At 66.9% G+C, this 22,198-nt stretch carries 20 protein-coding genes; 16 read left to right on the top strand and 4 right to left on the bottom strand.

Annotated features, from left to right (window positions below; genetic code table 11):
• Window positions 1–303: 303 nt before the first annotated feature.
• On the bottom strand, window positions 304–1,578 hold the full coding sequence (locus A9974_RS28680; RefSeq protein WP_183007561.1) for a class I SAM-dependent methyltransferase: 1,275 nt from the start codon (window positions 1,576–1,578) through the stop codon (window positions 304–306).
• A gap of 222 nt (window positions 1,579–1,800) precedes the next feature.
• Between A9974_RS28680 and A9974_RS28685 the strand changes: the two genes are divergently transcribed.
• The 6 genes from A9974_RS28685 (at window position 1,801) to A9974_RS28710 (ending at window position 7,766) form a co-directional block, all read left to right on the top strand.
• Complete coding sequence (locus A9974_RS28685; RefSeq protein ID WP_183007590.1) at window positions 1,801–2,949, top strand: Bcr/CflA family multidrug efflux MFS transporter; 1,149 nt, start codon at window positions 1,801–1,803, stop codon at window positions 2,947–2,949.
• 304 nt (window positions 2,950–3,253) lie between these two features.
• Window positions 3,254–3,490, top strand: a complete 237-nt coding sequence (rpmB, locus tag A9974_RS28690) for a 50S ribosomal protein L28 (RefSeq protein ID WP_076515521.1) — start codon at window positions 3,254–3,256, stop codon at window positions 3,488–3,490.
• Between the two features lie 37 nt (window positions 3,491–3,527).
• Window positions 3,528–3,695, top strand: coding sequence for a 50S ribosomal protein L33 (rpmG, locus tag A9974_RS28695; protein WP_003810296.1), 168 nt, complete (start codon window positions 3,528–3,530; stop codon window positions 3,693–3,695).
• A 204-nt stretch (window positions 3,696–3,899) separates the two neighbouring features.
• Entirely contained in the window at window positions 3,900–5,123 is a 1,224-nt protein-coding gene (locus A9974_RS28700; RefSeq protein ID WP_183007562.1) for an ABC transporter substrate-binding protein, read from the top strand.
• A gap of 13 nt (window positions 5,124–5,136) precedes the next feature.
• A complete protein-coding gene (locus tag A9974_RS28705) occupies window positions 5,137–7,011 on the top strand; it encodes an ABC transporter permease (RefSeq protein WP_183007563.1) in 1,875 nt (624 codons plus the stop codon).
• Window positions 7,008–7,766, top strand: a complete 759-nt coding sequence (locus tag A9974_RS28710; RefSeq protein WP_183007564.1) for an ABC transporter ATP-binding protein — start codon at window positions 7,008–7,010, stop codon at window positions 7,764–7,766. The genes A9974_RS28705 and A9974_RS28710 overlap by 4 nt, the downstream gene beginning before the upstream one ends.
• Before the next feature lie 13 nt (window positions 7,767–7,779).
• Here the strand turns inward: A9974_RS28710 and A9974_RS28715 are convergent, their stop codons facing one another.
• The 3 genes from A9974_RS28715 to A9974_RS28725 form a co-directional block, all read right to left on the bottom strand.
• Window positions 7,780–9,564: a SulP family inorganic anion transporter gene (locus A9974_RS28715; protein WP_183007591.1), complete on the bottom strand. Its 1,785-nt coding sequence runs from the start codon at window positions 9,562–9,564 to the stop codon at window positions 7,780–7,782.
• 36 nt (window positions 9,565–9,600) lie between these two features.
• Window positions 9,601–10,473: a phosphonopyruvate hydrolase gene (locus A9974_RS28720; RefSeq protein ID WP_183007565.1), complete on the bottom strand. Its 873-nt coding sequence runs from the start codon at window positions 10,471–10,473 to the stop codon at window positions 9,601–9,603.
• A gap of 86 nt (window positions 10,474–10,559) precedes the next feature.
• Complete coding sequence (locus tag A9974_RS28725) at window positions 10,560–11,711, bottom strand: D-alanyl-D-alanine carboxypeptidase family protein (protein ID WP_183007566.1); 1,152 nt, start codon at window positions 11,709–11,711, stop codon at window positions 10,560–10,562.
• A 378-nt stretch (window positions 11,712–12,089) separates the two neighbouring features.
• Here A9974_RS28725 and A9974_RS28730 point away from each other — a divergent pair, with 378 nt between their 5' ends.
• The 10 genes from A9974_RS28730 to A9974_RS28775 all read left to right on the top strand — a co-directional run bounded on the left by A9974_RS28730 (window position 12,090) and on the right by A9974_RS28775 (window position 22,145).
• Complete coding sequence (locus A9974_RS28730) at window positions 12,090–12,548, top strand: HU family DNA-binding protein (RefSeq protein ID WP_025135623.1); 459 nt, start codon at window positions 12,090–12,092, stop codon at window positions 12,546–12,548.
• A gap of 170 nt (window positions 12,549–12,718) precedes the next feature.
• Window positions 12,719–13,231 carry a MarR family winged helix-turn-helix transcriptional regulator gene (locus A9974_RS28735; protein WP_183007567.1) on the top strand — a complete coding sequence of 171 codons (513 nt, stop codon included), beginning with the start codon at window positions 12,719–12,721 and terminating at the stop codon, window positions 13,229–13,231.
• Window positions 13,232–13,281: 50 nt separating this feature from the next.
• A complete protein-coding gene (locus A9974_RS28740; RefSeq protein WP_183007568.1) occupies window positions 13,282–14,499 on the top strand; it encodes an MFS transporter in 1,218 nt (405 codons plus the stop codon).
• A gap of 87 nt (window positions 14,500–14,586) precedes the next feature.
• Entirely contained in the window at window positions 14,587–17,244 is a 2,658-nt protein-coding gene (gene leuS, locus A9974_RS28745; RefSeq protein WP_183007569.1) for a leucine--tRNA ligase, read from the top strand.
• Window positions 17,245–17,255: 11 nt separating this feature from the next.
• Window positions 17,256–17,918, top strand: coding sequence for an LPS assembly lipoprotein LptE (lptE, locus tag A9974_RS28750; RefSeq protein WP_183007570.1), 663 nt, complete (start codon window positions 17,256–17,258; stop codon window positions 17,916–17,918).
• Between the two features lie 3 nt (window positions 17,919–17,921).
• A complete protein-coding gene (holA, locus tag A9974_RS28755; RefSeq protein WP_183007571.1) occupies window positions 17,922–18,980 on the top strand; it encodes a DNA polymerase III subunit delta in 1,059 nt (352 codons plus the stop codon).
• Between the two features lie 101 nt (window positions 18,981–19,081).
• The gene (locus A9974_RS28760; protein ID WP_183007572.1) at window positions 19,082–20,362 is read left to right on the top strand and encodes a glutamate-5-semialdehyde dehydrogenase; all 1,281 of its coding nucleotides are present in this window, start codon (window positions 19,082–19,084) and stop codon (window positions 20,360–20,362) included.
• A gap of 48 nt (window positions 20,363–20,410) precedes the next feature.
• Complete coding sequence (locus A9974_RS28765) at window positions 20,411–20,791, top strand: hypothetical protein (protein ID WP_183007573.1); 381 nt, start codon at window positions 20,411–20,413, stop codon at window positions 20,789–20,791.
• A gap of 5 nt (window positions 20,792–20,796) precedes the next feature.
• A complete protein-coding gene (locus A9974_RS28770; RefSeq protein WP_183007574.1) occupies window positions 20,797–21,579 on the top strand; it encodes a 2-keto-4-pentenoate hydratase in 783 nt (260 codons plus the stop codon).
• A 32-nt stretch (window positions 21,580–21,611) separates the two neighbouring features.
• Window positions 21,612–22,145, top strand: coding sequence for a GNAT family N-acetyltransferase (locus tag A9974_RS28775; RefSeq protein WP_183007575.1), 534 nt, complete (start codon window positions 21,612–21,614; stop codon window positions 22,143–22,145).
• The last annotated feature ends 53 nt before the right edge of the window (window positions 22,146–22,198 follow it).

Raw genomic sequence — 22,198 nt, forward strand, 5'->3', positions numbered from 1 at the left:
AACGAAATTGATGCATCACCCAACCCCAGGCCAGAATAAAACAGATACATTCAGGCCAAAAACCGTCCGGGACAACCCGGATACCCAAGAGGCGATTCCGCGTTTTTCCCTAGGAAATCGTCCTACAAAAACAAAGAAACATTAAGTTAATATTTTGTTCGTATAAATACATTTGAAGGCAAAAATCGGGCCCAAATCAGGTCTGAAAACTGCTTGATTCAGCCTACGCTCAGGAAAAAAACACCCCTGGCAGGATCGAATCGGCATACAGACAAGACCGATTCAAGCCCTGCCGCCCGGCGCTCAGTTCCCCCGCCCGCCCTCGTTCCGATACATGTAATCGCGCCGCCAGGGATAGGCCAGGTCAGGCGGGTTATCCAGTTCATCCGCGCGCCCGCCCGCGGGCGGCTGGCCCAATATCTGGTGCAACGCAATCCATCCGTGCTCGAACGCCATGGCGCAGCCCGCCAGGTACAGCCGGTAGGCGCGCAGCGAACGCGCGCCCTGCTCACCGCTGAGAATCTGCGCGGCTTCGGGCAGGCGGGCCTCCAGCGCGTCGCTCCAGGCCCATAGCGTGCGGGCGTAGTGGGGCCGCAGGTTTTCCACATCCACTTCTTCCAGGCCGCCGTTGGTCATGGCTTCCATGACCACGCTGATGTGCGTCAGCTCGCCGCCCGGGAAGATGTACTTTTCGATGAACTCGCCCATGCCGTTGCCCAGCTCGGCGTTGTAGACCCCAGCGGCGGTAATGCCGTGGTTCATGATCAGTCCGCCCGGCTTGAGCAGGCGGCGCAGCTTGGCGAAATAGCTTTCCAGCTGGGCCCGGCCCACGTGCTCGAACATGCCCACCGACGCGATCTTGTCGTACGGGGCAGCCTCGTCCAGCTTGCGGTAGTCCAGCAGCTCCATCCGCACGCGGCCCGCCAGGCCTTTTTCCTGGATCAGGCGGCTCACATGCGCGTGCTGGTTGCGCGACAGCGTGATGCCCGTGGCATCGACGCCGTAGTTTTCGGCGGCCCACAGCAGCAGCCCGCCCCAGCCGGCGCCCACATCCAGGAAGCGCTCGCCCGGCTGCAACCGCAGCTTGCGGCAGATGTGGTCCAGCTTGGCTTCCTGCGCCTGCGCCAGATTCAAATCCGGCGTGCGGTAATAGGCGCAGGAATAGACGCGCCGCGGATCCAGCCACAGGGCATAGAAATCGTCGGAAAGATCGTAGTGAAACTCGATCTGGCGGGCGTCGCGTTCGACTGAGTGGCGCCACACCGACATCACCTTGCGCACCAGCTCGGTCAGCCAGCCGCCGCGCGCCGCATCGACCGGCGAGCCCGGCAGCATTGCCGACGCCGCCGCCATCACGTCGCGCATGGAGCCTTCGATATCGATGCGGCCCTCGACGTAATCCTGCCCCAGCACCCCCACCGCGCCTTCGGCCAGGTGGGCCAGCGCCGTCTTGTCATGCGTGACAAACCGGACCTTGGGGTCGGGCGGCCCCACCACGGTGCCGTCGGGCAGCACCAGCTGGACAGTGACAGGCAGGGCCTGGAGCTTGCGTTCCACAACAGACAACAAAGGACTCACAGCGTCTCCTCTGAAATACGTACGGACACGACAGACTGTATCGGAAATCTATTGCAATTTGCGTGTAAGGTGCTCCGTGATACAGTCTTCGGCTTGGTGCAAAACGTGCAATAAAGCGCAGCGCGCCCTGTCCCTCGCGCCGAGTTCCCCGCGCGACCCTTCGCGATCCTCATGCCCCCAACACTCTCTACCCGCGGCTCCCTGCCGGGCTGGCTCATTCTCATGGGCGCCCTGACGGCGATCGGCCCGTTCGCCATCGACATGTACCTGCCCGCGTTCCCCACGATCGCGGCGAACCTGGGCGTGCCGCGCGGTGACGTTGAACGCACGTTGGCCGCGTACCTGATCGGCCTGGCGCTGGCGCAGGTGTTCTACGGTCCCATGGCCGACCGCTACGGCCGCAAACCGCCGCTGATGGTCGGCCTGGCGCTGTTCATGATCGCCTCGCTGGGCTGCGCCCTGGCCGGCTCGGTCGAAGCGCTGACAGGCTGGCGCGTGGTGCAGGCGATGGGCGGCGCGGCCGGCATCGTCATCCCGCGCGCGGTCATCCGCGACCACTACGAAACCCATGAAGCCGCGCGCGCGATGTCGCTGCTGATGCTGATCATGGGCCTGGCCCCGATCCTCGCGCCGCTGGCCGGCGGGCAACTGCTGGCCATCACCAGCTGGCGCAGCCTGTTCTGGGTCATGCTGGCCGGCGGCGCCATGCTGATGACCGCCGTCGCCCTGATCATGAAGGAATCGCTGGCGCCCGAACGCGTGGTGCCGCTGCGCTGGCAGACTATCCTGCAGAACTACCGGGCGCTGTTCGCGCACCGCGGTTTCATGTCGCACAGCCTGGCCGGCGGCTTCGGCCAGGCCGGCATGTTCGCCTACATCATCGGCTCGCCGCGCGTGTTCATCGAACTCTACGGCGTCGACCCCAAGTACTACGGCCTGCTGTTCGGCACCAACGCGCTGTCGCTCATCATCTGCTCGCAGATCAGCGCGCGCCTGCTGCGCACCCACACCCCGCGCCAATTGCAGCGCCGCGCCCTGACCACGCTGGCCTGCGCCAGCCTGGCGGCAGTCGGGCTGACCCTGGCCGGCTGGATGACGCTGCCGCTGCTGATGGCCTGCCTGATCTGCTATATGGGCAGCCAGGGCTTCGTCAATCCCAATTCGGCGGCCCTGGCGCTGTCCGACCAGGGCAAGCGCCTGGGCGCCGCCTCGGCGCTATTGGGGACGCTTCAGTTGTCCTGCGGCGCCTTGGCCGGTTTCGCCGTCAGCGCCTGGCAAACCGATAGCGCCCTGCCCCTGACCACGACCCTGGCGACCTGCGCCTGCCTGTCCTGGATCTCCGGCCGCGTGGCGCAATCGCACACGGCTTAGCCCTATCGCTTGATTCATTTGGCTTTTTCGTATTAGAATCTACGTCTTCACATGAAGTTTCCCGTGCTGGACTACTATGCTTTGTAGTTCAACACTCTGACCCCCAAACCGCGCAGGTAATGCAGGCGGATGGCAGGCAGCGGGTATAAGCACTGGGTGGAATTGCAGAACAAGGCATATTCCATCCTCATCCACTAAGACTGGGTGGCCGGCAACAATGCTGCTGCATGCAGCGTCAACAGCCCGGCGGCTGAAACCCTGTCTACTCCCCCGGCGATGCGCGCACATATATAAAGGTGCATCCATGGCACGCGTATGCCAAGTGACCGGCAAAGGCCCGATGGTGGGCAACAATGTTTCGCACGCGAACAACAAGACCAAGCGCCGCTTCCTGCCGAACCTGCAATCGCGCCGGTTCTGGGTTGAAAGCGAAAACCGCTGGGTTCGCCTGCGCGTTTCGGCCAAGGCCATCCGCACGATCGACAAGAACGGCATCGAAGCCGTGCTGGCCGACATGCGTGCCCGCGGCGAACTGGCCTAATCGGCCCCCCGCCAATCTGACATACTAGGAGCACGACATGGCCAAAGGTATCCGCGAAAAGATCAAGCTCGAGTCGACTGCCGGCACGGGTCATTTCTACACGACCACCAAGAACAAGCGCAACATGCCCGAGAAGATGCTGATCAAGAAATTTGATCCGGTCGCTCGCAAGCACGTGGACTACAAGGAAACCAAGCTGAAGTAATTCAGCCGGTATTCCGCTAGTCGAAAAGGCCCTGCATCGCAGGGCCTTTTTCATTGGCGCGTGGGCGTTTTTCCCATGGCGGTCCGTTTTTCTTGGCTTGCGGCGAACACCCATGCTTCAATTGGGCCGACACCGCCCCCGCGCCGGGTGCGCTCAGGCTTTCGGCGCGGCTTCATTCCAGCCCTCCAGCCTGCGATACCCGCCATGCTCCGTCCCTGCCTGACCCTGCTGCGCCGCGCGCTCGCCCCCGCGCTCCTGGCCCTGGCGCTGACCCCGGTCGCGTCCGCCAAAGACACGGAACCGCCGATCCGCATCGGCGAGATCAACAGCTACAAAGCCATTCCCGCCTTCCTGGGGCCCTACAAGAAGGGCTGGCAGCTGGCGCTGGAAGAGGTCAACGCCTCCGGCGGCGTGCTGGGCCGCAAGCTCGAAGTCATCTCGCGCGACGACAACGGCAACCCCGGCGACTCGGTGCGCGCCGCCCAGGAACTGCTGGCCCGCGAAAAAGTCGACCTGCTGTTTGGCGGCTTCCTGTCCAACACGGGCCTGGCGCTGACCGATTTCGCCAAGCAACAGCAGGTGTTCTTCCTGGCCGCCGAGCCCCTGACCGACAAGATCACCTGGCAGGAAGGCAACCGCTATACCTACCGCTTGCGGCCGTCCACCTGGATGCACGTGGCCGCCCTGGCGCCCAAGGCCCTGGCGCTGCGCAAGAAGCGCTGGGCCATCGTCTACCCCAACTACGAATACGGGCAATCCGCCGTGGCCACCTTCAAGGCCATGATGAAGTCGTTCCAGTCCGACGTGGAATTCGTCGCGGAGCAGGCCGTGCCGCTGGGCAAGGTGGACGCGGGCGCGGTGGTGCAGGCGCTGGCGGACGCCAAGCCGGACGCGATCTTCAACGTGCTGTTCGCCGCCGACCTGACGCGCTTCGTGCGCGAAGGCAACACCCGCGGCCTGTTCGAGAACCGCGCCGTGGTGTCGGTGCTGTCCGGCGAACCCGAATACCTCGAACCCCTGGGCGCCGACACGCCCACCGGCTGGATCGTCACCGGCTACCCCTGGTATGCCATCGATACGCCCGCCAACAACGCCTTCGTCCAGGCCTACCGCAAGCGCTACAACGAAACGCCCAAGGTCGGCTCGGTGGTCGGCTACGCCTCGCTCATGTCGATCGCCCAGGGCCTGAAGGCCGCCGGCCAGGTCGACACCGAAAAGCTGGTCGATGCCTTCGCCGGCCTGAAGGTGGACACCCCCTACGGCCCGATCCAGTACCGCAAGATCGACCATCAGTCGACCATGGGCGTGTACGTCGGCGTCACCGCCGTGGAAGACGGCAAGGGCATCATGAAGGACTTCGCCTATATCGACGGCGCGCGCCTGCAGCCGCAGGACGAGGTGGTGCGCAAGATGCGCCCGGCGCACTGACGAGCCCGCTGCAATGAGCCTGTCCGGGCTGCTGTCGCAGTTGCTCAACGGCCTGGCCGACGCCAGCGCGCTGTTCCTGGTCGCGGCCGGTCTGTCGCTGATCTTCGGCGTCACGCGGGTGGTGAACTTCGCGCATGGCTCGTTCTACATGCTGGGCGTGTACCTGGCCTGGACCTTCACCGGCTATTTCGGCGCCGGGCCGGGCTATTGGGCCGGTTTGTTGCTGGCCGCGCTGGTCACCGGCCTGGTGGGCGCCGCCGCCGAACTGCTAGTGCTCAAGCGCCTGTACCGCGCGCCCGAACTGTTCCAACTGCTGGCCACCTTCGCCCTGGTGCTGGTCATCGGCGACGCCGCGCTGGCGCTATGGGGCCCCGAAGACCTGTTCTCGGCGCGTGCGCCGGGCCTGTCGGGCGCGGTCGAGATCCTGGGGCGCCGGTTTCCGCAATACGACCTGCTGCTGATCGCCGCCGGCCCCGTGGTGCTGGGCCTGCTCTGGCTGCTGTTGATGCGCACGCGCTGGGGCCGCTTGCTGCGCGCCGCCTCGGAAAACCGCGATATGCTGGCCGCGCTGGGCGTCAACCAGGCCTGGCTGTTCACCTCCGCCTTCACCCTGGGCGCCTTCCTGGCCGGACTGGGCGGCGCGTTGGCCGCGCCCCGCGTGCCCGCTACGTTAGGGCTGGACCTGGAAATCATCGCCAGCGCCTTCGTCGTCGTGGTGGTGGGCGGACTGGGTTCGATCCCCGGCGCGTTCCTGGCCGCGCTGCTGATCTGCTGCGTCAAGGCCGTGTTCGTCTTCATCGGCCAGGTGCAGATCGGCCCATGGGCATTCAACCTGTCCAAACTGACGTTGCTGGCCGAATTCGCCGTCATGGCGGTGGTGCTGGTGGCGCGGCCCTGGGGCCTGCTGGGCAAGCCGCCCGCGCCCTCGTCGCACGCGCCGGCCGCAGATCCGCCCATCGCCCCCGCCGGCCGCCGCCTGCGCTGGGCCTACGGCGCGCTGCTCGCGCTGCTGACGCTGGCGCCGCTGGCGGCGGCGCAGTGGCCTTACCTGGGGATCCTGCTGACCGAAGTGCTGATCGCCGCGCTGTTTGCCGCCAGCCTGCATTTCCTGACGGGGCTGGCGGGCATGACCACGTTCGGCCACGCGGCCTGGTTCGGCCTGGGCGCCTATGGCGCCGCCCTGCTCCTGAAGCTGGCGGCGGTACCGATGGAAGCCGCGCTGCTGCTGGGCCCGCTTGCCGCGGTGCTGGGCGCGCTGCTGTTCGGCTGGTTCTGCGTGCGCCTGTCCGGCGTCTACCTGGCCATGCTGACCCTGGCGGTGGCGCAGATCCTGTGGGCGCTGGCGTATCAATGGGACGGCATCACCGGCGGCAGCAACGGCCTGATCGGGCTGTGGCCCTCGCGCTGGCTGGCGCAGGGCCCGGGCTTCTATTACGTGACGCTGGCCCTGTCCGTGCTGGGCATCTGGTGGCTGCGGCGACTGGCGTTTTCGCCGCTGGGCTACGCGCTGCGCGGCGTGCGCGATTCGGCCTTGCGGGCCGAGGCGCTGGGCATGGATACGCGGCGCATTCAGTGGGCCGGCTTCGTCGCCGCCTCGCTGGCGGCGGGCCTGGCCGGCTCGCTGTATGCGTTTTCCAAAGGCAGCATCGCCCCGGACGCGCTCAGCGTCAGCCGGTCGGTGGACGGCCTGGTGATGGTGCTGCTGGGCGGCTTGCAGACGCTGGCCGGTCCCCTGGTCGGCGCCGCCGCCTACACCTGGCTGCAGGACGTCGCGGCGCGCAGCACCGAGTACTGGCATGCCGTGCTGGGGCTGGCCATTCTGGCGCTGGTCATGGTGTTCCCGGAAGGCCTTGCCGGCGCGGCCAGGCGGCTGCGGAGGCGCCCATGAACGGCCCGCTCCTGCAGGTGCGCCAATTGCGCAAATCGTTCGGCGGCATCGATGCGCTGGCCGATGTGTCCTTCCAGCTTGAAGCCGGCCAGATGCTGGCGCTGATCGGCCCGAATGGCGCCGGCAAATCCACCTGCTTCAACGTGCTGGGCGGGCAATTGCGACCGGATGCCGGTTCCGTGCGCCTGGACGGCCGCGAACTGGTGGGGCTGTCGGCCGGCAGGATCTGCCGGCTGGGCGTGGGCCGCACCTTCCAGACCGCCGCCACCTTCCGTTCCATGACCGTGCTGGAAAACGTGCAGACCGCGCTACTGTCGCGCGACCGCCTGCTGTTTCGGCCCTGGCGCCGCGCCGCGGCGCATGGCGCCGACGAAGCGCGGGCCCTGCTGGCGCAGGTCCAGATGGCCGAGCAGGCCAGCGTGCCCTGCGGCGTGCTGGCCTACGGCGAGGTCAAGCGGGTAGAGCTGGCGATGGCCCTGGCGCACCGGCCGCGCCTGCTGCTGATGGACGAACCCACGGCAGGCATGGCCACCAACGAACGCCACGCGCTGATGCGCCTGACCCGTGAACTGGCCGATACCCAGCGCATGGCGGTGCTGTTCACCGAGCACAGCCTGGACGTGGTCTTCAAGCACGCCGATCGCATCGCCGTGCTGGTGCGCGGCAGCCTGCTGGCCGAAGGCGCACCCGGCAGCATCGCGGCCGACGAACGCGTCAAGGCCGCCTATCTCGGCACCGAAACGCCGCAAACCTGAAGCGTGCACGGATTCAACCGCCGGACTGCGGGCTGTCCGGCTGGCATTCCCAGAACACCTTGGCCTTGCAGCCCGCGCAGATGCCGCGATCCAGTTTGGCGTAGATGGCGTGCAAGGCCGTGGCCTTGTCGGGAAACACGTGGTCCGCGCCCAGCTTGTCCAGGAAACCCGTGCGGCGCCACATCGCCAGCACCTCCGGCCGCGGCCGGTGAAAGTACAGGTCGCCCCCCATGGCGCGGCGAGCCGCCAGCTCGTCTTCCCAGACCTGGGCGCCGGCCAGGTCAATGAAATTCATGCTCTTGGCCATGACCAGCAGATGGCGCGGCGCATCGGGCCCGGCTCGCAATTCCTGCAGGCGCTGCGCCACGTGCGCGGCGGCGCCGAAATACACCGATCCCTCCATGCGCAACAGCTTGAGCTGCGGGCATTCCGGCAAGGCGTCATCCTGCGCCTCCAGCACCACGAAGCGGCGGTCCAGCCCGCGCGAATCGAAGCCCATCGTGCGCATCGCCGGCCGCGACGTGCGGTGCAGATACGCCATCAGCGACAGCACGGTGCCCAGCAGAATGGCCACTTCCATGCGGATGGTGACGGTGGCCAACAGCGTGGCCGCGGCGATCGCGCTTTCGCCAGGCTGGGTACGGATCAACTGCCGCCAGCGCGGCACGTCCAGCAAGGTCCAGGCCACCAGCAGCAACAAGCCCGCGATGGCCGCGTGCGGAATCTGCGCCAGCAACGGCCCGGTCAGCGCCACCAGCACCATCAGCAACAGCGCCGAAAACACCGAAGCCAGCGGCGTGCGGGCGCCCGCCTCGAAATTGGGAATCGACCGGTTCAGCGAGCCGCAGGACAGATAGCAGGAAAAGAATCCCCCCACCACGTTGGACAGTCCCTGCCCCACGAATTCGCGATTGGCATCGATGCGCTGGCCCGAGCGCGCAGCCACCGCCTTGGCGATGGAAATCGACTGCGCCAGCGCCACGATGGTCAACGCGAAAGCCAGGCTCAGCAGGTCGGGCAAGGCGCGCCAATCGACGCTGGGCACGTGAAACGGCGGCCAGGGTTGCGCCAGGTCGCCCAGCACCGGCACCGCCGCGGCGCCATGCCGCGCCATCGACGCATTGAACGCGGCCGCGGCCAGCGCCCCCGCAGCCAGACCCGCCAACATGTAGGGCTTGCGCTTGTCCCAACGCTTGACCAGCAGCGCGGCCGCCAGCGTCACCCCCGTCACCAGCACCGCGCCGGCCTGGATCTGGCCGGCGTTCGCCGCCACGCTGGCCAGCAGCGCGCCGGCCCCATGCGAGGCCGGCGCGGGCAGGCCCAGCGCATCCTTCAAGGCATGCACGGCGATCAGCAGGGCCGCGCCGCTGGTGAAGCCGAACAGCGCCGAAGGTGAAATGAAGTGCGCCAGCGACCCCAGGCGCAATGCGCCCACCAGCCATTGCATCAGCCCGACCAGCACCGTTACGGCCAGGGCCAGCTCGATATAGCCGGGGCTGCCCGCCACCGCCAGCGGCGTCAGCACGGCGAACAGCGCCAGCGAATTCGCGTTGGTGGGGCCGGACATGACATGGCGGCTCGAGCCGAACAGCGCCGCCACGATACAGGGCACGATGGCCGAATACAGGCCGTATTGCGGCGGCAGCCCGGCCAGCGTGGCGAACGCCACGCCCTGCGGCAACACCAACAGCGCCCCCAGCAACCCGGCGGCCAGGTCCGCACGCAGTGTCGCGGGGCCGACTTCCGGCACCCAATCGCCAAATACGCGTGCCAGCCACGCCTTGCGTCCCGCCACCATCATTGCCGCCACCCTTGCTTTTTTGGCTGTCCGCGCTCAGCGCAGGAACTTGCGTTCCAGCTCGCGCATGCCCGCGTCGCCTTGAAGGGCGATGATATCGCGCACCGTCGGTAATCCAGCATCCACGGCATGGATGCCGCCGTCTTGCCGGATGCGGGCAAACACGTCGCGCATCGCGCCCACGGCCGCGCGGATCGCATGGTTGCCGTAGATCACCAGCCCGACCTTGCCCAGCGCCTGGATATCGGCCTCGCGCAGCTGCGGATAGGCGGTGGGCACCAGCACCAGCGGCACACGCCCGCGCCAGGCCGCGATAAAGGCCAGCACCTCGTCGGGCGTGGTTTGCTTGGAATGAATCAGGATGGCATCGGCGCCGGCCGCTTCATAGGCCGACGCGCGCGCCAAAGCCTCGGCCTGGCCCAGGCCGGCGATCAGCGCCTCGGTGCGGGCGATGACGCAGAAATCGGCGTCGCGGCGCGCCGCGCAGGCGGCTTCGATCTTGCCCTGGAACTCTTGCGTGCGCACCAGTTCCTGCCGCCCATCGGCGCGCAGGCTGGTGTCCTTGGGAAAGGTCTTGTCTTCCATGACCACGGCGGACACGCCCGCCGCTTCGTATTGCGGCACGGCATAGGCCACGTTGATGGCGTTGCCGAACCCCGTATCGATGTCCGCGATGACCGGCACATCGACCGCGGCGGCGATGGCCCGCATCATGTCCAGGTGCTGGCCGGCCGACAGGATGTTGGCGTCGGGCACCGCGTAGCTGGCCGACAACTCGAAGCCGCTGCCCCAGATGGCGTCGAACCCCGCTTCGGCCGCCAGCTTGGCCGACAGCGGGTTGTGCGCCGACATGGCGTGCATCAGGGCGCAATCCTGCAGCTTTTGGCGAAAATGGGCGTGACGGGACATAGGGCGGTCAACCGGTATCCGGTGCGCAGCGCCCCGGCCAAGGCATTTTTTACACCAAATGCCCTGCCCGCTCACTCATGCCAGCACTACCCGCGCCACCACAAGCGGATCGAATCCCACGCGCGCCCGACGAATCCGGCCTCGGCCACCGGCTCCAGCGCCACCACCGGAAACTGCATGGCGGGCTTGCCATCGACCATGACGCGCAGCGCACCCACCGTGGCCTGCGCCGCGATCGGCGCCACCAGCGGATCCTGCGGCGTCCAGACCGGCTCGACCTTGGCGCCGACCGGCACTGTCACGTAGGCATCGCGCGCAAAACCGGCTTTCAGCGTGTCGGCCTGGCCCTTCCAGACCTCGGGCGTGGCCACCGGTTGGCCCTTGGCGTACAGCTTGACGGTCTTGAAGCCCTGGAATCCCCACTCCAGCAACTCGCGGCTTTCCTGGGTGCGCAGCTTGTCCGATGCCGTGCCCACCACCACCGTGATCAGGCGCCGCTGGTCGCGGCCATTCGGACGGCGCGCCGTCGCCACGATGCAATAGCCCGCAGCTTCGGTATGACCCGTCTTCAGGCCGTCCACGCTGGGGTCCAGCCACAACAGACGGTTGCGGTTGGGTTGGGTAATGTTGTTATAGGTAAAGGTCTTGGCCGAATCGTAGGCCTGGTACAGCTCGGGATAATCGCGGATAAAGCGCGTGGCCAGGATGGACAGGTCACTGACGGTGGAATAGGTGCCCGGGTCCGGCAGCCCGTGCGGACTGGCGAAATGCGTGCCGTGCAGGCCCAGTTTCACGGCCGTGTCGTTCATGCGGGCCACGAAAGCCTCGACGCTGCCCGACACGGCCTCGGCCAGCGCGATGGCGGCGTCGTTGCCGGACTGGATCATCAGGCCGCGCAGCAGGAGGTCCACCGACACCTTGGAACCTGGCTCCAGGAACATCTTCGAACTGCCCGCCGGTACTTTCCAGGCCCGCGTCGAGATGGTCACCTTCTGGTCGGGCGAGATTTCCTTGTCGTGCAGCGCGCTGAACACCACGTACGCGGTCATGATCTTGGTCAGCGAGGCCGGCTCGATCCGGGCATTGGCCCCTTGCGATGCAATCACCTGTCCACTGGTCTCGTCCAGCAGCAACCAGGCCTTGGCAGACAGGTCCGGCTGGGGCATCGATTGCGCCATGGCGCCTGACATACACGCGGTCGCAACGAGCAGGCTCGCCGCCAACTTCTTCATCAACATATAGCTGCTTCACTTCCATGCGGGGTGGGGATGGCGCGCCGGCAGCCAGAAAACAAGCGGCCGCCAGGCCGCCGCCCAACCTGCCGATGTGCGTCGCGATGCATTGGAACACGTCGCGCCCGGATGGTTCAAAACCGCTGCAGCCAAGCACTTTCAGCGTCGCTCGCGGCACTGAAAAAATCGCTGCGATTGTCACGACATTTTGCGAGAGCCCTTCCAGAAAGGGTTTTTCTGCGTGGAAAACAACAAACATTGATCGAAAGCCCCGTAGAAAGGCGCAAAAACCGCCGCGCTTCCGCTATCATCGGGCGCGTGGCGTTAAACGTCGATACCCGGCGCGCACGCTGCCCCAATGTCCTCAACATACGGATTTTGACCATGGCCACGAAAGCAAAAGCTCCTGCCAAGAAAGTCACCAAGCCCGCCGTCAAGGCGCCCGCAAAGAAGGCTACCGCCGCCAAACCCGCAGTGAAGCCGGCAGCCAAGAAGGTCGTTGCCGCAAAGAAGGTCGCTGCCGCCCCCAAGGCTATCAAGGCTGCTCTGAACAAGACCCAGCTGATCGCCTACATCGTCGAGCAGTCCGGCGTTGAAGCCAAGTCGGTCAAGGCCGTCCTGGCCAGCCTGGAAACCTCGGTGCTGAGCTCCGTGGACAAGAAGGGCGCCGGCGAATTCACGCTGCCCGGCCTGTTCAAGGTTGCCGTGCAGAAGGTTCCCGCCAAGGCCAAGCGCTTCGGCAAGGATCCGTTCACCGGTGAAGAGCGTTGGTTCCCCGCCAAGCCGGCTTCGGTCAAGGTGAAGGTTCGCCCGCTCAAGAAGCTGAAGGACGCCGCGCAGTAATTTCCGCGCGCGTATCCGGTCAAGCCGGAAAGGGCCTGCCCCGCATGGGGCGGGCCCTTTCTTTTTCCCGCGGCCGCAACACGCCGCCGCCCATCCCCCGCGCTTTGCATGAACCCGGGCCGAACTGTTAGAATTTATCTTTACGTGAAGAAACTTTATATAAAGCCATCATGAACGATCTCGTCGATCTGGTGCTGTCGCAGTGGGGCCAGGAATGCCCCAACCTGGACACCTCCCCCATGAGCGTCCTCAGCCGCGTGTTCCGCTTGAACGCCTTCGCGGCGCGCGACGTGAACCGCGCGTTCAAGCGCTACAACTTGCACCAGGGCGAATTCGATGTGCTCGCAACCCTGTACCGCACCGGCGCGCCCCACGCGATGAATCCGCAAAAGCTGGTCGATGCCCTGCTGCTGACCTCGGGCGCCATGACCAACCGCCTGGACCGCCTGGAGCAGGCTGGCCTGCTGGCGCGCACGCCCAACCCCGAAGACCGCCGCGGCGTCATCGTGGCCCTGACCGCCGAAGGCCTGCGCATCATCAAGCTGGTGCTCAAGGATTACTTGCGCGAACTGGATACGCTGCTCGCGCCCCTGAGCGCCGCCGAGCGCCGCCAGATGGCCGGCCTGCTGAAAAAACTGCTGATCCCGCACGACCAGGAAACGCCCGGCGGCGTCGGCGCCTGATTCCTGTCTTCTCCTTGCCCGCGGGCCCCAGGGCCCTGGATTCTTGCTACATGACTTCCGCTACAACCTCCGCCGCCGCGCCGCTGACCGCCCCCGTCATCCTGCTGATGTCGGTTGCCACCGGCCTGGCGGTCGCCAGCAACTATTACGCCCAGCCACTGCTGCACACCATCGGTCAGCAGTTCTCGCTATCCAACGCCGCGGCCGGCAGCATCGTCACCGTCGCGCAACTGAGCTACGCGGTCGGCCTGCTGCTGCTCGTGCCGCTGGGCGACATGGTCGAGCGCCGCGGCCTGATCGTGCTGATGACGCTGCTGTCGGCCGGCGGGCTGCTGGTATCCGCCTTTTCGTCCGATATCGTGATGCTGATGCTGGGCACGGCCATCACCGGCATGCTGTCGGTGGTGGCGCAGATCCTGGTGCCGTTCGCCGCCACCCTGGCCGCGCCGCATGAACGCGGCAAGGCCGTGGGCACCGTCATGAGCGGCCTGCTGCTGGGCATCCTGCTGGCGCGCACGATCGCCGGCGCGCTGGCCGACCTGGGCAGCTGGCGCACCGTGTATTGGGTGGCCGCCATCCTGATGCTGGCCATGTCCTGCGCGCTATGGAAGGTGCTGCCGCGCTACCAGAGCCCGGCCGGCATGAGCTATCCGCGGCTGCTGGGCTCGATCTTCCGCATGTACGCCGAAGAACCCCTGTTCCGCGGCCGCTCGCTGCTGGGCTTTCTGCTGTTCGCCGCGTTCAGCATGCTGTGGACGCCCCTGACCTTCCTGCTGTCCAGCCCGCCTTACCAGTTCAACAACACCACGATCGGGCTGTTCGGTCTGGCCGGGGCCGCCGGCGCCTATGCCGCCAACCGCTTCGGCCGGCTGGCCGACCGGGGCCTGGGCAACCAGGCCACCCGGATCGGCCTGCTGCTCCTGTTGGCCTCCTGGGGCCTGATGGCCTTCGGCCAGGCCTCGGTGATCGCGCTGCTGGCCGGCATCCTGATCCAGGATCTGGCGATCCAGGGCGTCCATGTCACCAATACCAGTTCGCTCTACCGCCTGCGCCCCGAAGCCCGCAGCCGCCTGACGGCCGGCTACATGACCAGCTATTTCATCGGCGGCGCCACCGGATCGCTGGTATCGTCCTGGCTGTACTCCCATTTTGGCTGGCCCGGCGTGGTCACCGCGGGCGCCGTTCTCGGGGCCATAACCCTGGCCTACGGCATGCTGGCGGCAAGCGCCCGCATCCCGGAAACGGCCCCGTCCCCTATCCGCGCCTAGCACCTCCTATAATCAGGGGTTTTGGCCGCCCCCGCGCTCCGTGCGCAGGGGCGGTTCACCCATTTTTTCGCCATCGCGCACGAGCCCATGCAGGAACGTTACCTCCCCACTACCGTCGAAGCGGCCGCCCACCAAGACTGGCAGGCACGCGACGCCTATCTGGTCCAAGAACACGCCAAGAACCCGGACGGCTCCGAGAAGCCGAAGTTCTACGCCTGCTCGATGCTGCCCTATCCCAGCGGCAAGCTGCACATGGGCCACGTGCGCAACTACACCATCAACGACATGATGGCGCGCCAGCTGCGCATGCGGGGCTACAACGTCCAGATGCCGATGGGCTGGGACGCCTTCGGCATGCCGGCCGAGAACGCCGCCATCAAGTCCAAGGTGCCGCCCGCCAAATGGACCTACGACAACATCGCTTACATGAAGAAGCAGATGAAGTCGATGGGCCTGGCGATCGACTGGTCGCGCGAAATGTGCGCCTGCGACCCCGAGTACTACAAATGGAACCAGTGGCTGTTCCTGAAGATGCTCGAAAAGGGCGTCGCCTACCGCAAGACCCAGGTCGTCAACTGGGACCCGGTCGACCAGACCGTGCTGGCCAACGAGCAGGTCATCGACGGCCGCGGCTGGCGCTCGGGCGCGCCGGTTGAAAAGCGCGAGATCCCGGGCTACTACCTGCGCATCACCGACTACGCCGACGAACTGCTCGGCGCCGTCCAGAACGACCTGCCCGGCTGGCCCGAGCGCGTGCGCCTGATGCAGGAAAACTGGATCGGCAAATCCGAAGGCCTGCGCTTCGCCTTCCCGCACCAGATCGCCGGCCAGGACGGCCAACTGATCCAGGACGGCAAGCTGTACGTCTTCACCACCCGCGCCGACACCATCATGGGCGTGACCTTCTGCGCCGTGGCGCCGGAACACCCCCTGGCCACGCACGCCGCGCAGTCCAACCCGGCGCTGGCCGCCTTCATCGAGCAATGCAAGCTGGGCGGCACCACCGAAGCCGAGCTGGCCACGCGCGAAAAGGAAGGCATGCCCACGGGTCTGACCGTGACCCATCCGGTCACCGGCGCCCCGGTTGACGTCTGGGTCGGCAACTACGTGCTCATGACCTACGGCGACGGCGCCGTGATGGGCGTGCCCGCCCACGACGAACGCGATTTCGCCTTCGCCAAGAAATACGACCTGGCGATCCGCCAGGTCGTGGACGTGGCCGGCAAAACCTACTCCACCGACGCCTGGCAAGAGTGGTACGGCGACAAGCAAGCCGGCCGCACCATCAACTCCGGCAAATACGACGGCCTCTCGCACAAAGAAGCGGTTGACGCCATTGCCATCGACCTGGGCGCGCAAGGCCTGGGCGAAAAGCAGACCACCTGGCGCCTGCGCGACTGGGGCATCTCGCGCCAGCGCTACTGGGGCACCCCGATCCCCATCATCCACTGCGCTGATTGCGGCCCCGTGCCGGTCCCCGAAAAAGACCTGCCCGTGGTGCTGCCCGACGACCTGATCCCGGACGGCAGCGGCAACCCGCTGGCCAAGAACGAAGCCTTCCTGTCCTGCGCCTGCCCCAGCTGCGGCAAGCCCGCGCGCCGCGAAACCGACACGATGGACACCTTCGTGGACTCGTCCTGGTACTTCATGCGCTACACGTCGCCCGGCAACCATACCGCCATGGTCGACTCGCGCAATGACTACTGGATGCCGATGGACCAATACATCGGCGGCATCGAGCACGCGGTCCTGCACCTGCTGTACGCCCGCTTCTGGACCAAGGTCATGCGCGACATGGGCCTGCTCAACTTCGACGAGCCCTTCACCAAGCTGCTGTGCCAGGGCATGGTGCTGAACCACATCTATTCGCGCAAGAACGCCCAGGGCGGCATCGAATACTTCTGGCCCGAAGAAGTCGAAAACATCTATGACGCCCGCGGCGCCATCACCGGCGCCAAGCTCAAGTCCGATGGTTCGGACGTGACCTACGGCGGCGTGGGCACCATGTCCAAGTCCAAGAACAACGGCGTCGATCCGCAATCCCTGATCGACACCCTGGGCGCGGACACGGCACGCCTGTTCGTCATGTTCGCCAGCCCGCCCGAGCAGACCCTCGAATGGTCCGACTCCGGCGTCGAAGGTTCCAACCGCTTCCTGCGCCGCCTGTGGTCCATCAGCTACGCGCAGCGCGACACCGTGGCCCGCGGCCTGGCCGCCGGCGCCCAATGGGCCGACGCCCCGGCTGCCGTAAAGGATCTGCGCCGCGAGGTCTACAACCTGCTCAAGCAGGCCGACTACGACTACCAGCGCATCCAGTACAACACTGTCGTGTCCGCGTGCATGAAAATGCTCAACGCCATCGACGACGCCAAGCTGCCCGAAGGCGCCCACGCCGATGCCGCGTATACCGAAACCCTCGGCATCCTGCTGCGCGTGCTGTACCCCGTGGTGCCGCACATCACCTGGCACCTGTGGCAAGACCTGGGCTACGCCAAAGAGCTGGGCGACCTGCTCGACGCGCCGTGGCCGCATGTCGACGAAGCCGCGCTGGTGGCCGATGAAATCGAACTGATGCTGCAGGTCAACGGCAAGCTGCGCGGCTCGATCCGCGTGGCCGCCAAGGCCGCCAAGGAAGACATCGAGCAGCTCGCCGCCGCCCAGGAAGAGGTCGCCCGCTACCTGGAAGGCCGCCCGCCCAAGCGGGTTATCGTGGTTCCGGGCAAACTGGTCAACGTCGTAGGCTGATGAGGTCAAGCATGTACTTCGCCGGGCAACAAACGCACTCTCCCCGCCAATCGTGGCTGCTGCGCGGCGCCTGCCTGGCGCTGTTCATGCTGCTGACGGCCTGCGGTTTCGCGCTGCGCGGGGTCACCCCGCTGCCGTTCCAGACGCTCTACATCGGCATCCCCGACAACACCTTGTTCGGCGCCGATGTGCGGCGCGCGCTGCGGGCGGCGTCCCCCGACACCAAGCTGGTGGCCACGCCCAAGGAAGCGCAAGCGATCCTGCAGCAGGTCGGCAACGAACGCACGCTGCGCGAAGTGTCGCTGAACGCGCAGGGCCGGGTCGAGGAATACGAACTCGGCATCAACTACACCTTCCGTCTCATCGACGACAAGGGCCGCGCCCTGATTCCGGACACCACGTTGTCGATCTACCGCGAAATGCCCTACGACGACCAGATCGTCCAGGCCAAGCAAGGGCAGATCGAAACGCTGTACAACGCCATGCAGCGCGACCTGGTCTCGCGCCTGCTGCGCCGCATGACCGCGCCGGAAGTGCGCAAGGCGTTCGAAACCCGCGAACAACGTGCAGAAGACGGCGAAATCCCGCTGTATGACCCGGCCGCGCCGCAGCAACGCAGCACCCCGGCGCCGTGGCAGACCCCGTCCACCACCGATCCGGCCAACCTGCGCTGACCGATGGCACAGCCTCTGGACGCGGATCGCCTGGCTGACCACCTGCAGCGGGCGGGCAACCGCCTCGCCCCGCTGTATACGGTGTCCGGCGACGAGCCGCTGCTGGTAACCGAGGCCGTCGACGCGCTGCGCGCCGCCGGCCGCAACGCCGGCTACACCGACCGCCTGTCGATGGTGATGGACGCGCGCAGCGACTGGAGTTCGGTCACCGCCGCCACGCAAAGCGTGTCGCTGTTCGGCGACCGCCGCATCCTTGAACTCAAGATCCCGACCGGCAAGCCCGGCAAGACGGGCGCCGACACCCTGGCCCGCCTGGCCGAACAGGCCGAAAAGCAGGCGGACAACCCCGATACGCTGATCCTCATCGCCCTGCCGCGCCTGGATAAGGCCACCCGCGAAAGCCGCTGGGTCCAGGCCCTGAACCGGGGCGGCATGATGGTCGACATCGCCAACATCGAGCGCACCCGCCTGCCCGCCTGGGTCGGCCAGCGCCTGGCCCGCCAGAACCAGCGGGCCGACAACGCCACGCTGCAATGGATGGCCGACAAGGTCGAAGGCAACCTGCTGGCCGCGCACCAGGAAATCCAGAAGCTCGGCCTGCTCTACCCGGAAGGCCAGCTGGCCGCCGAAGACGTCGAACGCGCCGTGCTCAACGTGGCGCGCTATGACGTGTTCGGCCTGCGCGACGCGATGCTCGCGGGCGACATCGCCCGCACCATCCGCATGATCGACGGCCTGCGCGCCGAAGGCGAGGCCCTGCCCCTGGTACTGTGGGCGGTCGGCGAAGAAATCCGCCTGCTGGCGCGCGTCGCCGAAGCCCGCAGCCTGGGCCAGGACGCCAACGGCCTGATGCGCCGCCTGCGCATTTTCGGGACCCACGAACGCCTGGCCCTGCAGGCGCTGGGGCGCGTCCACCCCGCCGTCTGGCCCGCCGCCGTGCAACACGCTCACGAAGTCGACCGCCTCATCAAGGGGCTGTCCGTCCCGGGGCGCCTGTCCGACCCCTGGGAAGAAATGACCCGTCTCGCCCTGCGCGTGGCTGCCGCCGGCGGCCGACCGTGAGGGCGGCCTAGCCGCCCCGGCCCAGCGCCTATCCCCCCCGGCCGCCTGGCCGGATAAACTATCCCCATCCCTGCCGGCGGCGCCCGCGCCGCCCTACTACTATGAACGACGCCGTCATGTCCTCGTCTTCCATCGAACAAGCCATGCTGACCCTGGGCGAGAACGCGCGCCGGGCCTCGCGCGCCATGATGCGCGCCAACAGCGCCGCCAAGAACCAGGCCCTGCTGGCCATGGCCGAGGCGCTGGCCGCTAACCAGGATGAGCTCCTGGCCGCCAATGCCAAGGATGTCGCCGCCGCCCGCGCCAACGGCCTGGAGCCGGCCCTGCTCGACCGCCTGACGCTGTCGGAAAAGACCCTGGCCCACATGGCCGAAGGCCTGCGTCAGATCGCCGCCCTGCCCGACCCCATCGGCAGCATCACCGCCACTACCGTGCGCCCCAACGGCATGCGGGTGGCCCAGATGCGCGTGCCGCTGGGCGTAATCGGCATCATTTACGAATCGCGCCCCAACGTCACCATCGACGCGGCGGCGCTGTGCCTCAAATCCGGCAACGCCGCCATCCTGCGCGGCGGCAGCGAGGCCCTGCACTCCAACGTGGCGCTGGGCCGCATCGTCCAGCTCGGGCTGGCCGCCGCCGGCCTGCCGCAAGACGCCGTGCAGGTCGTCGCCACGGCCGACCGCGCCGCGGTGGGCAAGCTCATTACCATGACCGAGCACATCGACGTCATCGTGCCGCGCGGCGGCAAGGGCCTGATCGCCCGCCTGGCCCAAGAGGCCCGCGTGCCGCTCATCAAGCACCTGGACGGCAACTGCCATATCTATATCGACGCGGCCGCCGATCCCGACAAGGCCCACGCCATCGCCTTCAACGCCAAGACCTACCGCTACGGCATCTGCGGCGCGATGGAAACCCTGCTGGTGGACGCGGTTGCCGCCGTGTCCATCCTGCCGGGCCTGGCCGCCGCGCTGACCGAACACGGCGTCGAACTGCGCGGCTGCCCGCGCACGCTGGCGCTGCTGCCGTCCGCCCTGCCTGCCACCGACGAAGACTGGGGCACCGAATACCTGGGCCCGATCCTGGCGATCCGTATCGTCGACTCGTTGGACGACGCCATCGAACACATCGCGCGCTGGGGCTCCGGCCATACCGACGCGATCGTCACCGAAGACCTGTCCTCGGCCCAGCGCTTCCAGCGCGAGGTCGATTCCAGTTCGGTCTACGTCAACCTGCCCACTTGCTTCGCGGACGGCTTCGAATACGGCCTGGGCGCGGAAATCGGCATCTCGACCAACCGCCTGCACGCCCGCGGCCCGGTCGGCCTGGAAGGCCTGACCACGCTCAAGTGGATCTTGACCGGCGAAGGCCAGACCCGCGGCTAACCCTTCACCCTTATCTTGCGGCGCCGCCGCGCACTTGTCGGAATTTTCATGCATTCACCCGCCATGGCCATGGCCTTCAGCCTTTTCGTGTTGTGCTTCATCACCTGCTCGCTCTGCGGCATCGTGGTGTTCTTCGTCAAAAGCAAACAGATCAACGCGGCCTTCAAGCACCCCTACCTGCAGCATCGCCCGTTCAAGGCCTACCCGCTGGCCATCCAGGCCGCGATCATGCTGGATTATTTCTTCCGCCTGATGTTTCCGGGCACGCGCTTCTGGCTCATCGGCAACGCCAATGACCTGCTGCCGCACCTCGATCCCAAGAAAGCGCCGCTGTCCCTGAAATGGCCCATCGTCGGTTTCTGGGGTTCGTGCTGGCTCGGCCTGATCGCCATGATCGCGCTGTGGACCATGCTGTACCTGGGAGCCTGACGCACATGCAGCTCCAGATCGAAGACTATCCCGGCTGCCTTGACGCCGCGCGCATCCTGATCGCGGCGCGTGTTGCCGGCGTGGCGGGCCCGCGCCTGCCGGCAGCCAGCCGCCCGCAAACCCTGGGGCAGGCCTTCGCCGTGCAGCAGTGCACGGCCCGCCTGCTGCGCGAGTCCGGCCAGGACGACATCGCGGCCTGGAAAAGCGCGCTGCCCTCGCCCGAGAAGACCGTGGTCGCGCCGATCTACGCCTCGACGGTGGCCCAGGCGGGCAACATCCCCAGCCGCACGCAGGTCGTGCGCATCGAACCGGAAATCGCCTTCGAACTGGCGCGCGACCTGCCCGCCCGCGATGCGCCCTATAGCCGCGCCGACATCGACGCCGCCATCGGCGGCGCGCGCCTGGCGCTGGAAGTGCTGGGCTGCCGCTACGCAGCGCCCGAACACGCCAGCCTGCCCGAGCTGCTGGCCGACCACATGTTCAATGCCGGCCTGGTGCTGGGCCCGCGCCTGTCCACGCCGGACGCCGCGCCTGCCAGCATGACGCTGACCTTGTCGGTCGACGGCGCCGAAATCGAGCAGCACGCCGGCATTCATCCCAACGACCACCCCAAGGCCGGGCTGTATTGGCTCGCCAATTTCCTGCGCGAACAAGGCCTGGGCCTGCGCGCGGGAGAACACGTCATCACAGGGTCGTACGCGGGTTTCCTGGACGTGCCGGCCAACCGCGACATCGCCATTGCCTACGGCGATCTCGGCACCCTGAACCTGCGGTTCACGGCCGCTTGAGAGTCCCCCCCTACACGTCAGGACTTCCCGCCATGCTGACCCTGCGCCCGTTTGCCCCGTCGGACTACCCCCTGCTTGCCAGCTGGTTCACCAGCCTGCCCGATGTCGTGCAATGGGGCGGGTCGCACGTGCCATATCCGATCACGCACGCCGCCCTGGACGTCATGCTGCAGGAAGGCCAGTCGCAGCCGCCGTCGCGCCGCTGCTGGATGGTGTACCGCGGCGACACGCCGGTGGGCCATGCGCAGCTGGCCTACGACTGGCGCGACGGCAACGCCCGCCTGGGTCGCGTCGTCATCGCCCCCGGCGAACGCGGCCAGGGCCTGGGCCGGCCCATGGTGACCCTGCTGATCGACGAAGCCTTTCGCACTCCTGGCATCGAGCGCCTGGAGCTCAACGTCTACACCTTCAACGAACGCGCCATCCACCTCTACAAGACGCTGGGATTCACGTTCGAAGGCGTGCGGCGCTCCTCCACCCAGGCCGGCGACGCGCGCTGGGATACCGGCATGATGGGGCTGCTGCGCACCGAATGGCAGGCCGCCGCGGCCCCCCACGCGGGCTGAAGGAAAAAGGCCCGGGTTGCCCCGGGCCCGTCTCAGGCGCTCGACGGACCGCC

It is taken from the genome of Achromobacter sp. UMC71, from assembly GCF_014170305.1.
In the GTDB taxonomy this organism is placed as follows: Bacteria; Pseudomonadota; Gammaproteobacteria; order Burkholderiales; family Burkholderiaceae_B; genus Achromobacter.